Here is a 13,912-nt window from a genome sequence, read left to right as displayed (position 1 = left end):
CGCGCTCGGCATTTCCTATGGTTCAGCAGGACGACCTTCCGTGGCCAAGACCGACCGGATCATTCCCCTGCTGGTGCAGCAGGCTTTTGGCTGAACTGGCGCCCAGCACCTCCGGTTCGTTTGACGCAGAGCCCGAACGATTTGATCCCGCTCAATGCTCAGAGCCTTATTATGCCCCAGAATGGCGCCAAATCTCAGGAGCATCGCCATGGGTCCTTGTCCTCACACGTCCTTCGCTGACTTCACGCATGCCGGCCAGCAGGCGCAACAATGGGTCAAGGAGCTCGCCAAAGACCTCTGCTGGAGCGAACCGAGCGCGTGCCGGCTGCTGAGGGCTGTCCTGCACACGGTGCGGGACTGGCTGTCGCCGGCGGAAATGGCCGATCTCTCGGCGCAACTGCCTGTTTTGGTCCGCGGCATCTATTTCGAAGGTTGGAAGCCGTCGGTGCCTGCGCATGAGCGCACGAAGCGCGACTTCATTATCAGTGTCAGAAACAGTTTCGGCTACGATGAGGAGATCGATTTCGATGTCGCGATCAGTGCCGTGTTCAAGCTTCTCGACCGTCACATTTCGCATGGCGAGATCGTACAGGTCAGAAACTCGATGAAAAAGTCGCTGCGAAACCTGTGGCCGGTGGATTGACCGATGTTCCGTGACCGGGAAGACGCTGGAGCGAAGCTTGGCCTGGAGCTGAGCAGACTTCAACTGCATCGGCCCATCGTACTGGCATTGCCGCGTGGCGGCGTGCCCGTCGCAGTGGAAGTGGCCAAAGCCCTCAACGCTCCTCTTGACCTGCTGATCGTCCGCAAGATCGGCGCCCCGGGCAATCCCGAATTGGCTGTTGCCGCAATCATCGATGGCGACCCTGGGGAGGTCGTGCTGAACCGTGAAATTGTCGAGCCTATGGGCTCGACGACGACGCCTTACGTGTCTTGATTGCAAATGAACGTCCTGAACTCGAACGCCGGCGCGTTGCCTATCGTGGCAAGACCAAACCGATGTCGATCGCAGGAAAGACGGCTATCATCGTCGATGACGGTGTCGCGACCGGTACGACCATGAAAATCGCGATCCGCGCCCTCAAGCGCCGGTCACCGAGGGAAATCGTCGTGGCGGTTCCCGTTTCACCGCAAGTGACGGTCGCCGCGCTGGAGCAGGAAGCGGACCGTGTAGTCTGCCTCAGTAGGCCAGGACAGTTCCAGGCCTTGAGCCATCATTATCGCCAGTTCCCGCAACTCTCTGACAACGACGTTGTCTCCGCTATGGACGAGGCTGCCCAGCTGTACAAAACTGGCCAGTGGCACGTTTCCGGCCTGGTTCAAAGGCCATGAAGAACAGGAGATCGAACTGATGCAGATCCGCACGCTTTCTGCTTTGGAATGTACCAAATTGCTGACGGCCAATCGCGTGGGCCGCCTGGCATGCGCAAAGGATGGACAGCCCTATGTCGTGCCGTTCCACTACGCCTATTCGGACGCCCATCTTTACGCGTTTTCCATGCCGGGCAAAAAGATCGAATGGATGCGGGCCAATCCGCTGGTGTGCGTCCAGGTGGATGAGCATGGACAGGGGCGGGGATGGAGAAGCGTCGTTGTTGACGGCCGATACGAAGAACTGCCTGACCGGATCGGCCACAAGCTTGAGCGGGATCATGCCTGGACGGTCTTGAGCAAGCACTCCGACTGGTGGGAACCCGGCGCACTCAAGCCGCTGGTTCCTCCCACAGCCGACAGTGCGCCGCATGTCTTCTTTCGGATCCTGATCGAACGGGTATCGGGACGGGAAGCGAGCGAGTAGTCATTCCATCAATTTGCGCGAGATGCGAAGGGCTGGCGCAATCTGCACCGGCCCTTTTGGATTGTTATCGCGCCATTAAGACCGGTAGTGACGAGCCCTCAAGCATTGACTTAGTGACCCCGCCGAAGATTCGCTCCCGCAGGCGGGAATGACCATAGGCGCCCATGACCAAGAGCTCGGCCGCGACGTCGCCGGCATGCTGGCGAAGCACGTCGGCAACCGAATGATTCGAACTCGGTAGCCGCTCGACGGTAACCTTCACGCCGTGCCGGGCAAGATAAGCCGCGGCATCTGCACCTGGCTCGTCGCCGTGATGGAACTCATTTTCGATGGGATCGATGATGACAAGGCGCACATCTTCGGCGCCTTTCAGCATATCGAGCGACTCGCGGACGGCGCGCGATGACTCCAGGCGGGCGTCCCATGCAACGAGGATGCGTTTCGGCTTCAGCGTCGGGCGCGAGCCCTCGGGAACAAGCAGGATGGGCTTTCCCGATGAAAACAGCGTGCCCTCGATGACTTTCTCCTTCAGCGCATGGCTTGCCAGCAGATCTGGTCCGAGAAGGGTCAGATCGGCGTAGCGGGCACGCCTTCCGATGACGTCGTCGGCCCATCCCATGTCGGGATAGTCGTCGCTCAGATCGGCCGATACGGCAGTCTGGGAGAGAAAGCCGGCGACGTCTGATTTTCGTTTCTCAAGCCTTCTCAACTCGGCCTGCCGCTCCGCAAGCCAGGCAGGCGAGACGACAGCGGCATACTCGCCCCCAGAGGGCGGCGCGGCCAGCTCGAGAACGAGCACGGAGAGATGGGCACCGACCTGTTCGCACAGTGAGGCGGCCAGCTTTAGATCGGCTTCGCCCTGGTTCGGCCCAGTAACCGTAAGCAGCGTCCTGAAAGTCACGGCGGCAACTCCTGATTTCGATTGAAAGGTCAATCTGGCTTCAGTCATTAGCGCGGGTGCCCGGCGCGCTCATTGCGCTGAATCAAATACCGTGACCGCGGGGCATTTGATCCGCATCAACGTACTGCCAAACCAGGGCTGTAGGTTTTCAGCTAATCAATCGGAAAACGCAGATGAAATTCCTGATCGCGGCGGCTCTGGCAGGATTGGCCTTCAACGCGGCTCGCGCCCAGGAACTTGGCGACGGCAAGGCCGAATACATGAACTCGTGCGCGGTCTGCCATGGTCCGGAAGGCAAGGGGGACGGCCCGTTGGCGACGAGTTGTTGAAGCGGCCGAGCGACCTGACGCGCCTCTCCAGGCGCAATGGCGGCGAATTCCCTTACTGGCGTGTTTATGCCGTGATCGACGGCCGCGCCATGGTGCCGGCGCATGGCGAGCGCGACATGCCGGTGTGGGGCAGCCAATTCCTGCCTGCCGACGTGAAGAAATATGGCCCGAACGCAGGCGAAATCGTCACCAGGGAACGGATCCATGAGTTGGCAGGCTATGTCCAGACATTGCAGCAATGAACGCAGCTCGCGCAAACGAAATACGCAAAACACACGTGGAAGGCCGGCCATGATCGTCGATGAGCAGCAAGCCGCTGCCTCTTTTCTGCTTGATCCTGCTACCCATGGCGCGGTCGGGGCCGTCGAGGCGATCGAGACTCACATTTCCCGTATTTTCCTCGTTGGCCAACGCGCCTACAAGATGAAGCGGGGGGTCAAGCTGCCCTATGTCGATTTCTCGGCGCCGGCCCTCAGGCTTGCCGCTTGCGAGAAAGAGGTGGAACTCAACTCGAAGACCGCGCCCGGCCTCTATTTGGTCGTGCGTCGAATCACCCGCGAAGCCGACGGCAAACTGGCTTTCAATGGCACCGGCCAAATGGTCGATGCTGCGATCGAGATGGTCCGCTTCGACCAGTCGAAGCTCCTCGATCGGATGGCAACCGCCGGAGAATTGACGCCGGCGCTGATGACCGCGGTTGCGCGCATGATCGTCAGCTACCACCGTGCCGCGCCGACGATCCACAATGGCGGCGGCTCATCAAATCTGGCTGGCGTGCTCGACATCAACGAGGCTGGCTTTGCCACCAGCCACGTTTTCGCAAAAGCTGAGGTCACGAGCTTTGCCGAGGCCTTCCGCAACGCCCTCGCCCGGCATTCCGGATTGCTCGACCGCCGGGAAGCCGCAGGCAAGATCCGCGGCTGCCATGGCGACCTGCATTTGCACAACATCTGCCTTTTAGACAGCGAGCCTCGCCTCTTCGACTGTATCGAATTCAACGACCAGATCGCCAGCATCGACGTTTTATACGACCTTGCTTTCCTGTTGATGGATCTTTGGCATCGCGGTTTTCCGCAGCTCGCCAACCTTGTGATGAACCGCTATCTCGATGAAGCCGACGACGAGGATGGGTTCGTGCTGCTGCCCTTTTTCATGGCTGTGCGGGCTGCCGTGCGCGCCCACGTCATCGCAACGCAGGTCGAGGAACGCAGCGCCGACAGCGACAGGCTGGTTGCCGAGGCGAGATCCTATTTCGACCTTGCCCGAACATTTCTCCAGGAAAAACCGGCGCGACTCGTTGCCGTTGGCGGTCTGAGTGGCTCGGGAAAGACGACCGTTGCCGAGGCGCTGGCCGCCCATTTCGGTGCAGCGCCAGGCGCCCGCATTGTCGAAAGCGACCGCGTCCGCAAGGCCATGCATGGTGTACCGCCGGAGACCAGGCTGCCGGACAAAGCCTATCGGCCCGAAGTTTCCGATCGCGTCTACCGCGAAATGGCATGGCGCGCCGGCCTGATCCTTTCGCAGGGCGGCTCGGTCGTGGCCGATGCCGTTTTCGACAGACCCGCCGATCGTGAGCGGATCGAGAAAGCGGCGCGCAGCCGGGCTATCAGATTCTCCGGATTTTGGTTGGAGGCGGCCCCGCTTGTCCTGTGGCAGCGGGTCAGCGAGCGCAAGGGCGGCCCTTCAGATGCCACGATCGAGATACTCTCGCGGCAATTGGAGCGAAATGCCACCCAGTCTGGCTGGCGAAAAATCGACGCTGATCGGATGCTCGCCGACATTGTCTTGGAATTGAGAAGGCACTCAGAGAGCGATGCGTCCGAAACCCTGTGCACAGCGTCCTGATCGGTGCAGCGGGCGATCGGCCTCAACTGAGTTCGAGCGTTACCTCGACAAGGCCGGGTTCGCTAGGATGACGCCTTATCGAGAAGCCAAACTCGCGGCACATGGCCAACATCCTCGTGTTCTCGGCGAGCATTATCCCTTCGATTCGTCCGATCCCATCGGCCCTCGCATAATCGACGATCTGGCTGAGCAATTCCCAGCCAAGACCATGACCCTGGAGATCTGTACGCACCAGCAAGGCGTATTCGGCGACGGTGTGGTCGGGATCGCAAGATATCCGGCTGATACCGGCCAGCGCGCCGGAGCTCGTATTCAGCGCAACGAAAGCCATGTTGCGACCGTAGTCTAGCTGGGTGAGCCGCTTCAGCATCTGGTCGGAGAAGCTTTTGCGGGGCGACAGAAAACGCAGGCGCAGATCATCGGGCGAAATCCTGGCAAGGAATTCGGGATAGAGCGAGATGTCGGCCGGCTTGATCGGACGGATATTGTAGTCGATGTCGCCCGCCGAAAACACCTTTTCCCAACCCGACGGATAGGGCCTTATGGCAAGTGCCGGGTTCGGCCCCGCCTCTTCCACCCGTTCCGGCTCGATCTCGATGCGGGCGTCGAGTGCAATCACACCCTCGGCGTCGGCCAGCAGCGGATTGATATCCACCGCAACGAGGCACGGAAAGTCGACGATCATCTGCGATAGGCCGTTGAGTGAAGCAATGATCGATTGCCGATCGGCCGGCTTGCGATCACGAAACCCGGCAAGAACGCGGCCGATCCGGGTTTGGTCGATTAGGTCACCGGCAAGAATGTCGTCGAGCGGCGGCAACGCGATCGCCGTGTCGTTCATCACTTCGACCGCGACGCCCCCGGCTCCAAAGAGGATGACTGGCCCGAAGATCGGGTCGCGGCTTATCCCGAGGATGAGTTCCTGCGCCTGTTTTCGCGCCACCATTGGCTGAACGGCATAGCCTTCAATGTCGGCTTGCGGTGCGTGCTTGCGCACGCGCGCCTCGATTGCGCGTGCCGCCTCCCCGGCGGCAACGGGGTCGGCGATGCCAAGCACCACCCCACCAATGTCCGACTTGTGCGTGATCGCCTTGGACAGGAGTTTGACGACGGCCTGCTCGGATGTCTTGAGGAACCGGCTGGCTGCCAGTTGCGCTTCGGCAGGAGATCTGGCGACGATCGTCTCGGGGACAGGGATGCCGTAGGCCGAGATTGCCGCCTTGGCTTCGGACTCGGTCAGCATACGCCGCCCTTCCCTGGCGACGGCCCTGAATATTGCAAGCGCGGCTTCCCGGTCGCTCGCGATGTCGCTGCGGCTCGACGGCGTGCGCATCAATGCCCGCTGGGCACGCGACCATTCGCTGAGATAAGAAACCGCCGTTGCGGCGTCCGCCGGCGTCTCGAAGCTGGCAAGACCAGCATCCTGAAGAACACGTCGCCCCTCGCGCGCCGTGTGTTCGCCGAGCCAGCAGGTCAGGACAGGTTTGCCGCTGATCTTGCCGCCCTGCGCGAGCACCGCCACGGCGCTTGCCGCGGCAAGCGGCGAGCCGAGCCCAGTCGGGCAGTTCATGACCAGGACGACGTCGGTGCCGGCATCGGCCATGATCGCCTCGATCGCGGCGGCATAGCGTTCTGGCGGGGCGTCCCCGATAATGTCGACCGGATTGGCGTGGGACCATGTACTCGGCAGGACGGCATCCAGACGAGTGATCGTTTCCGGCGATAGCTCGGCCAGGTGCCCGTTGCCTTCGACGAGTTGATCGACGGCAAGCACGCCGGCGCCGCCACCATTGGTGACTATGCCGACGCGGGCTCGTTCCAGCGGAACGAAACGGGCGGTCGTTTCAACCGCATCGAACAACTCGGTGAGACCTTTGACGCGCAGTATGCCAGCACGCAGCAATGCCGCATCGACGACGCGATCGGCGCCCGATAGCGCGCCGGTATGGGTCGCGGCTGCTTTGGCTGATTGCTCGTGCCGGCCCGACTTTATCGCAATCACCGGCTTTATGCGTGCCGCCGCACGCGCGGCCGAGATGAACTTGCGCGGATTGGGGATGGTTTCGAGATACATTACGATGGCGCGCGTGTGCATGTCGCCCGCCAGCATGTCGAGACAATCTCCCACGTCGACATCCGCCATGTCGCCCAGAGAGACGATCTGGGCGAAGCCGACATTGTTGTCCGCCGCCCAGTCTATCAGCGACGTCGCGATGGCGCCGGATTGCGACAGCAGCGCGATGCTGCCGGGTTTGGCGGCCATGTGCGCAAATCCAGCATTGAGCTTCAATGGCGGGATCATCAGCCCGACCGTGTTCGGCCCAATGATGCGGAAAACGGTGGGCTTGGCCGCATCGAGCATCGCCTGACGCAGGCCGTTTTCGTGCGTGAGCCCGGCGGTGATGACGATCGCCGCCCGCGTGCCCTTCTCTGCAAGGTCGCGCACTATGGCCGGAACTGTTCGGGGCGGCGTGACGATGACACCAAGGTCTGGAACGCCTGGAAGATCGGCCGCCTTGGCATAGGATTGCCGACCAGCCACTTGCGAATATTTCGGGTTGACCGGCCAGATCTCGCCCTCGAAGCCGCCGCTGACCATATTGTCGAAGACGACGCGGCCGACGGAGCCTTCGCGCACCGATGCGCCGAATACGGCGACCGACCTCGGGGCGAACGCATGTTCAAGATTTCGGATCGTCACCGGTGGGTCTCCCGTTCGCGGCGATAGTCGCCAATCGATCCTGCCCCTTCATTGCGCTGGATCAAAGCCTCGTCCGGTTCTCGCGATTAGCTGTTGCAAGAGGGTTCGAAGCGGTCGCTTGCGACGTAGCAGCCACTGCTGCGGTCAAGGATTGGAGAGTTAAGATGAGTTACTATTTCAGCAAGATCGTCGCCATGCCGTTCACAGCGGCAATCGACCACGTGAGCGACAAGCTCGCAAGCAAGGGGTTTGGCGTTCTGACCTCGATCAATGTTCAGCAGACCATGAAGGCCAAGCTTGGTGAAGATTTCAGGCCCTATGTGATCCTGGGCGCGTGCAATCCGCATTTCGCCTGGCGAGCCCTTCAGGCCGAAGACAAGATCGGAACCATGCTGCCCTGCAATGTCATCGTCACCGAGGTCGAACCAGGAAAGGTAGAAGTCGCGGCGGTGGATCCGGTCGCTTCAATGGGGGCCATCGCCAATCGCGAGCTTGCGCAGGTCGCGAACGTTGTGCGTCGCGTGCTCGAGGAGATGGTCCGCGAGCTCTAGCGCCAAAGGGGCCATCAAGGTTGAGGGACATCGGATGAGCGAGTCTGCTCTACGACGCGCATTGCTGGTCATCGCTATCCTGGGTCTCGCCGTCGGAGCCGGAGCCTGGCGAACGGGGCTCGGTCCCATCGAAGCCCACACGATCTGGACGGTGTCGACCTTGCCCGTGGTGGCGGCTCTCGCAATCTCCATTCTGCGCGATTTCTGGATCGGCCGCTTCGGCGTTGATGCGATTGCGCTGGTCTCGATGTCCGCCGCGCTGCTGCTCGGACAACCGCTTGCGGCAGTGGTGGTCGCTATCATGTATGCCGGTGGTACAGTCCTTGAGGATTTCGCTCGTGGCCGCGCGGAACGGAACCTCAAGGCGTTGACCGACCGATCGCCGCGTGTGGCCCATCGGACGACAACCCGAGGGACAGAGACAGTCCCCGTCGAAGATGTTGCTGTCGGGGACGAGCTTCTGGTCCGGGCCGGCGAATTGCTTCCCGTCGATGGTATATTGCTTGATCCTTCGGCCTCCCTCAACGAGTCCGCGGTGACCGGCGAGCCGCTGCCCGAGCGGCGGATAGCGGGCGACACGCTGCGCAGCGGCACCATCAATGCCGGCGAGACATTCAGCATGCAGGCTTCCGCCTTGGCAGACCAGAGCACCTATGCCGCGATCGTACGCATGGTCGCTGCAGCGCAGACGGCGAAATCCCCCTTCATTCGCATGGCCGACCGTTTCGCCCTGTTCCTGCTGCCTGCCACTCTGGTGGTTTCCGGCGCCGCCTGGTACATCTCCGGTGATCCAATCCGGGCGCTGGCCGTGCTGGTAGTCGCCACACCTTGCCCGCTCATCCTGGCTGCCCCTGTTGCCTTCATCGGCGGCGTCTCGCGTGCCGCGCGTGCAGGCATCCTGATGAAAGGCAGCGCGGCTCTGGAAGCGCTTGCGCAAGTCCGAACCGCGATCTTCGACAAGACGGGGACCTTGACCATCGGCGGCGCCGAGCTCATCGACATCGAAGCCGCACCCGGCTGTGAAGCGAACCAATCGCTGCAGCTGCTGGCATCCCTGGAACAGGCATCGCACCATGTGCTCGCCGACTCGATCATCCGGGCGGCGCGCGGCAGGCAGCTGATGCTTTCGCATCCGCATGATGTCAGCGAGCATCGCGGTGCAGGCCTCAACGGCCGGGTCGACACCATGTCGGTCGCGGCTGGATCGCGGGCTTTCGTGCTCGCCGACGAGCCGCTGCCCGGCTGGGCGAAAAGCGGCGAAGAAAAATACCGGGACGAGCCGGTGCTTAGGGTTTTTGTCGCCGTCGCTGGAGAGCTTGCTGGGATTTTCACCTTGGGCGATGCGTTGCGTCCTGATGCACGCGACGCGCTCGCCAATCTGCGCTCGGCTGGCATCACGCGCATGGTCATGCTTACAGGTGATGACAGTGCGGCAGCAAAGCGTGTTTCCTCCAGGCTTGATCTGGATGTCATCATCGCCGATGCCGTCCCTGCGGACAAGGTCACCACCGTCGAGGCCGAGAAAGCAACAGCGCCCACAATGATGGTTGGCGATGGCATCAACGATGCACCTGCCCTTGCCGCCGCAACGGTCGGTATCGCCATGGGCGCCCGTGGTGCGACCGCCTCCTCCGAGGCGGCCGACGTCATCGTGCTGACCGACAGGCTGCAGCCGGTTGCGGACGCGGTTCGGATTGCACGGCGAACGCGATCGATCGCCTTGCAGAGCATCATCGCCGGGCTGGCGTTGTCCGGGCTGGCAATGATCGCGGCGGCCATGGGGCAGATCACGCCGGTTGCCGGAGCGCTGCTTCAGGAGGGGATTGACGTCGCGGTTATCCTGAACGCCTTGCGCACGCTTGGCGATGGGCATCTGTGGCGCGCATAGTGGTTGAGAACAAAATCGGTGAATGGCGATGGCACAGCAAAATCTGGTGGTTTGCAGCAAATGCGGTGGGGTCAACCGCCTGCCGCCAGCCCGCAATGCCAGTGAGGCGAAATGCGGAAAGTGCGGGACCGCGCTGTTTTCGGGTCACCCGGAAGATGTCGACGCCGCGCGTTTCGATCATCAGATCGCGCGCAGCAGTCTGCCCGTTGTCGTCGACGTCTGGGCACCCTGGTGCGGCCCCTGCAAGATGATGGCGCCAGCCTATGAAGCGGCGGCAAGTGAACTGGAGCCGCATGTTCGTCTGATCAAACTCAACTCCGACAATGAGCAGGCTGTCGCGGCCAGGCTCGGCATCCGTGGCATTCCGACCATGATCCTGTTCCATGGCGGGCGCGAGATCGCGCGCACATCCGGCGCAATGACGGCAGGCCAAATCGTCAGGTGGGTTCGTGACCGCCTGCCGCCAACGGTCACCGCCTGAAGTCGTCGCGCCAATGGATCCGATCATCGCCCGGCTTGGGCTGGCGCTCGCAATAGGTCTTCTTGTCGGCTTGGAGCGTGGTTGGCAGGAGCGGGACGCGCCCGATCGCAGTCGCACAGCTGGCATCCGGACATTCGGCATATCTGGCCTGCTGGGTGGCGTGCTCGCTGCACTCGCCAACGCACTCGGCGCTGTATCCGTGCTGGTCGGCGGGTTCATCGCCTTTGCGACAATCTTTGCCTGGTACAAGGCACGCGAGGCTGCCCATGACGAGGACTTCAGCGTCACCAGCGTGATCGCGGGCCTGGGGGTGTTTGCCCTTGGCGCGCTTTCCGTCGCCGGCGATTATCGTGCTGCAGCCGCCGGTGGCGCGGCATTGGCGGTAATCCTGGCCAGCCGCGAGGTCCTGCACGGTCTTTTGAAGCGACTGACCTGGGTCGAACTGCGTTCGGCGCTGGTCCTTGCGGTGATGACGGCGATCGTCTTGCCCTTGCTGCCAAACCGCACGATCGACCCGTGGGCCGGTTTCAATCCCTGGGAAGTCTGGTTCCTGACGGTGCTGATGGCCTCGATTTCGTTCGCCGGATACGTGGCTGTTCGCATTCTGGGAAATACACGCGGTCTGCTGGTCAGTTCGCTCACCGGTGCAATCGTCTCTTCCACAGCAGTGACCTTGGCGCTTGCCCGCAATGCCGCGTCGGCAAGCAATCCGCTGCCGCTCGCCGGGGCGGCGTCCCTGGCAGCAATGGTTTCGGTGCTCCGCGTCTGCGCCGTGGTTCTGATCGTCGAGCCAAGTGTGCTCGCATCGGTCGTGATTCCGGCGATTACCGCAGCGCTTGCCTTCGCTGTCTGCGGCGCATTGCTGCTGGCTCGTGACAGCGGGAACGGTAAAGGCAGCGCGATCGCGCGCAATCCATTCGAACTGGGCCCCTTGCTGCTCTTCGCCTTGCTCTTTGCCATCGTCGCGACCGCAAGTGCCGGGCTGGCCGTTCAATTCGGTGGGCGCGGTCTGCTGGCGAGTTCGGCGCTGGCCGGCGCATTCGATGTCGATGTCTCGGTGCTTGGCGCGCTGCGCCTGGTCAAGCATTCCGTGTCCGTCGAGACCGTGGGCCAGGCCGTGCTCGCGGCGCTCGCAGCAAACGCGATCGGTCGCCTGTCGCTCGCAGTATTTGCTGGTCCGATCACGTTCTGGTTGCCACTGGCCGTCACAACACTGATAGCCGCGGCCATGGGTATCTGCGCCCTGTTGTTGCTCGGTCCTGGATAGAAGTGCTGTGCTCGCGCTTTTTTTGATACGGATCAAGAGCTAGGTCCCGCCACCGCTCTATGAAACTCCGTAGAAGGAGTTCGCCATGACCAGTGTGAAGGACCTCACCCCGAAATTCCGCAACGTCCGGCTGCTGCTCGCCCGTGAGAAAGGTCATCCGGAAGGCGACCGCGAAGAGGGCTATGACGTGCTCGCTCCGTTGACCGGCGAAGGCCGGATCGATGCGCAAGAGTGGAAATCGCACAAGGCCTCGTGCCGCGTTCGCCGATTTCGCACTGGCGAGGAGGATCTGGTCGGTCGGCTGAGGCGCAAGCCCGGCGGACATTGGTTCTTCGACTATGCCGACGGCGACCGCGACGACGAGATCGGCTTTCGTCTCGGCGACGAACGGTTCGTGACCGGCGAGTATGTGTCGATCGAGCGCAACGGCGCCATGCACACGTACCAGGTGGCGAGGGTCGAGCGGCCCTGACGCGGCGACGCAAGGCTCCCCTGGAGTAGACCATGTCGCGACGCATCTTGATTGTGGTCGGCCATCCCGATCCGTCCCCGGACCGGCTCTGCCGCGGTCTCGCCAGGGCCTATGGCGAGGGCGCGGAGAAGGCGGGGCACGCCGTCCGCCGGGTCGACCTGGCGGCGATCGATTTCCCGATGCTGCGGACAATGCAGGAGTTCGAGCACGGTTCAATTCCCGATGAACTGAAGGACGCAGCCGAAGCGATCGTCTGGGCGGAGCACATTGTCTTTGTTTTTCCGCTGTGGCTTGGGACCATGCCGGCCATGCTCAAGGCATTTCTGGAACAGGTCATGCGGCCGGGGACGGCCTTTGCCTATCCGGACAAGGGCGGCAGCTTTACCAAGACACTGCTTCGCGGCCGCTCCGCGCGCGTTGTGGTGACGATGGGTATGCCTTCCGTTCTTTACCGGCTATGGTTCCTGGGACACGGCATCGCCGGCATGAAGCGAAGCATCCTGCATTTTGTCGGTATCAGTCCGGTGCGCGAGACGTTGTTCGGCATGGTCGCCGGCGCCAGCGATGCGACCCGCGCGAAGTGGATCAGCCAGATCCGAAATCTTGGCGAGCGGGCCAGATAATCCTCAACCGCCAATCACGGTACCAGGACGGCGGCGCCGCTCAATCTGCCTTGCCTCAGATCGTCCAGTGCCTGATTGGCCTGTTCCAGTGAGTAGACCTTGGTGTGGGTGCGTGCCTGCGCACGCTTGGCAATGGGGAAAAACTCTTCGGCATCGCGGCGCGTCAGGTTTGCCACCGACACCAGTTCGCGCTCTTCCCAGAGCAACTCGTAGGCCATCGCCTGAATGTCACTCATAGGGATGCCGCCGCAAACCACCCGGCCGCCCTTGCGGACGGCACCAAGCGCGATCGGCACCAAGTCACCCACAGGAGCAAAGATGATCGCGGCATCGAGTTGCCCGGGCGGAAGTTGATCCGAACCGCCCGCCCAGGTCGCTCCAAGCGAGCGCGCGAAATCCTGTGCTTGCTCGTCACCGGGCCGGGTGACAGCGAAAATCTCACGGCCTTGCCAGATCGCGATCTGAGCGACGATGTGCGCGGCGGCGCCGAAGCCGTAAATCCCGAGCCGCTTGCCGTCGCCGGCCTTCTTCAGGCATCGCCAGCCGATCAGGCCGGCGCAAAGCAAGGGTGCCAGCGATACGGGGTCGGCATCCCGGTCCAGATCGAAGGCGAATTGCGCGTCGGCAATGACATGGCTGGCAAAGCCGCCATCGCGCGTGTAGCCCGTGAAATCTGGCTGATCGCAAAGATTTTCATGTCCTGTGGCGCAGTAGGGACAACGCCCGCAAGTATGCCCAAGCCATGGCACACCGACTCTCTGCCCGATCCTGGAAGGCGCCACCCCCTTGCCCACGGCATCGACGATGCCGACGATTTCGTGACCGGGAACGAGCGGCAATTTTGGGTGATGCAGATCGCCATCTATGACGTGAGATCGGTCCGACAGATAGCGCATGCCTCGACCTTCAACCTGATCTCACCCATCCCCGGTAAGGGGTCGAATCTTCGACCAGTTTCAAGGGAGTGCCTATGCTTTCGAGCACCATTGCTCTTATGACGCGCTCCATGTTGCCCCGCAAACAAACGAAGCCGATTACGATCAACTCCTCCGCTAT

The 13,912-nt window shown here is 62.1% G+C and carries 15 protein-coding genes and 1 pseudogene; 13 read left to right on the top strand and 3 right to left on the bottom strand.

Translation table 11 applies throughout. The annotated features are described in order from the left end of the window. The first annotated feature begins 208 nt into the window (after positions 1–208). Genes FJ490_RS31495 through FJ490_RS31485 form a run of 4 tightly spaced genes read left to right on the top strand, consistent with a single transcriptional unit; the run spans position 209 to position 1,798 of the window. Positions 209–643, top strand: a complete 435-nt coding sequence (locus tag FJ490_RS31495) for a DUF2267 domain-containing protein (RefSeq protein WP_140522916.1) — start codon at positions 209–211, stop codon at positions 641–643. Between the two features lie 3 nt (positions 644–646). Beyond that, on the top strand, positions 647–937 hold the full coding sequence (locus FJ490_RS33435) for a phosphoribosyltransferase family protein (protein ID WP_224656349.1): 291 nt from the start codon (positions 647–649) through the stop codon (positions 935–937). After that, a complete protein-coding gene (locus FJ490_RS33430) occupies positions 934–1,332 on the top strand; it encodes a phosphoribosyltransferase family protein (protein ID WP_224656350.1) in 399 nt (132 codons plus the stop codon). The genes FJ490_RS33435 and FJ490_RS33430 overlap by 4 nt, the downstream gene beginning before the upstream one ends. A gap of 19 nt (positions 1,333–1,351) precedes the next feature. After that, positions 1,352–1,798, top strand: a complete 447-nt coding sequence (locus FJ490_RS31485) for a pyridoxamine 5'-phosphate oxidase family protein (protein ID WP_140522918.1) — start codon at positions 1,352–1,354, stop codon at positions 1,796–1,798. A gap of 64 nt (positions 1,799–1,862) precedes the next feature. Here FJ490_RS31485 and FJ490_RS31480 read toward each other — a convergent pair whose 3' ends face one another. Beyond that, positions 1,863–2,699 (bottom strand): universal stress protein, encoded by an 837-nt coding sequence (locus FJ490_RS31480; RefSeq protein ID WP_140522920.1) that lies wholly within the window; start codon positions 2,697–2,699, stop codon positions 1,863–1,865. Positions 2,700–2,872: 173 nt separating this feature from the next. On the opposite strand from FJ490_RS31480, the gene FJ490_RS33705 reads away from it, so the two are divergent. The 3 genes from FJ490_RS33705 to FJ490_RS31470 are packed head-to-tail and all read left to right on the top strand — an operon-like array spanning position 2,873 to position 4,873. After that, positions 2,873–3,028, top strand: coding sequence for a c-type cytochrome (locus FJ490_RS33705; RefSeq protein WP_318013166.1), 156 nt, complete (start codon positions 2,873–2,875; stop codon positions 3,026–3,028). Then, positions 3,025–3,270, top strand: a complete 246-nt coding sequence (locus FJ490_RS33700) for a hypothetical protein (protein ID WP_318013167.1) — start codon at positions 3,025–3,027, stop codon at positions 3,268–3,270. Before FJ490_RS33705 ends, FJ490_RS33700 begins: the two co-directional genes overlap by 4 nt. A gap of 49 nt (positions 3,271–3,319) precedes the next feature. Beyond that, on the top strand, positions 3,320–4,873 hold the full coding sequence (locus FJ490_RS31470; protein WP_140522921.1) for a bifunctional aminoglycoside phosphotransferase/ATP-binding protein: 1,554 nt from the start codon (positions 3,320–3,322) through the stop codon (positions 4,871–4,873). Between the two features lie 22 nt (positions 4,874–4,895). On the opposite strand, the gene FJ490_RS31465 is transcribed toward FJ490_RS31470, so the two are convergent. Beyond that, positions 4,896–7,574, bottom strand: coding sequence for a bifunctional acetate--CoA ligase family protein/GNAT family N-acetyltransferase (locus tag FJ490_RS31465; RefSeq protein ID WP_140565800.1), 2,679 nt, complete (start codon positions 7,572–7,574; stop codon positions 4,896–4,898). A gap of 164 nt (positions 7,575–7,738) precedes the next feature. Between FJ490_RS31465 and FJ490_RS31460 the strand changes: the two genes are divergently transcribed. The 6 genes from FJ490_RS31460 to FJ490_RS31435 all read left to right on the top strand — a co-directional run bounded on the left by FJ490_RS31460 (position 7,739) and on the right by FJ490_RS31435 (position 12,856). Beyond that, a complete protein-coding gene (locus FJ490_RS31460; RefSeq protein ID WP_140523416.1) occupies positions 7,739–8,125 on the top strand; it encodes a DUF302 domain-containing protein in 387 nt (128 codons plus the stop codon). A 34-nt stretch (positions 8,126–8,159) separates the two neighbouring features. Next, on the top strand, positions 8,160–10,013 hold the full coding sequence (locus tag FJ490_RS31455) for a heavy metal translocating P-type ATPase (RefSeq protein ID WP_140522925.1): 1,854 nt from the start codon (positions 8,160–8,162) through the stop codon (positions 10,011–10,013). A 28-nt stretch (positions 10,014–10,041) separates the two neighbouring features. Further along, positions 10,042–10,494, top strand: a complete 453-nt coding sequence (gene trxC, locus FJ490_RS31450; protein ID WP_140522927.1) for a thioredoxin TrxC — start codon at positions 10,042–10,044, stop codon at positions 10,492–10,494. Between the two features lie 13 nt (positions 10,495–10,507). Beyond that, positions 10,508–11,761, top strand: a complete 1,254-nt coding sequence (locus FJ490_RS31445; protein ID WP_140522929.1) for an MgtC/SapB family protein — start codon at positions 10,508–10,510, stop codon at positions 11,759–11,761. A gap of 85 nt (positions 11,762–11,846) precedes the next feature. Further along, the gene (locus FJ490_RS31440) at positions 11,847–12,233 is read left to right on the top strand and encodes a hypothetical protein (RefSeq protein ID WP_140522931.1); all 387 of its coding nucleotides are present in this window, start codon (positions 11,847–11,849) and stop codon (positions 12,231–12,233) included. A 32-nt stretch (positions 12,234–12,265) separates the two neighbouring features. Continuing rightward, a complete protein-coding gene (locus tag FJ490_RS31435; protein ID WP_140522933.1) occupies positions 12,266–12,856 on the top strand; it encodes an NAD(P)H-dependent oxidoreductase in 591 nt (196 codons plus the stop codon). Between the two features lie 14 nt (positions 12,857–12,870). Here FJ490_RS31435 and FJ490_RS31430 read toward each other — a convergent pair. After that, a pseudogene (locus FJ490_RS31430) lies at positions 12,871–13,852 on the bottom strand (zinc-dependent alcohol dehydrogenase family protein). Positions 13,853–13,912 lie beyond the last annotated feature (60 nt).

This window comes from Mesorhizobium sp. B2-5-11, assembly GCF_006440835.1.
In the GTDB taxonomy this organism is placed as follows: Bacteria; Pseudomonadota; Alphaproteobacteria; order Rhizobiales; family Rhizobiaceae; genus Mesorhizobium.
This window is presented reverse-complemented; position numbering and strand designations above follow the sequence as displayed.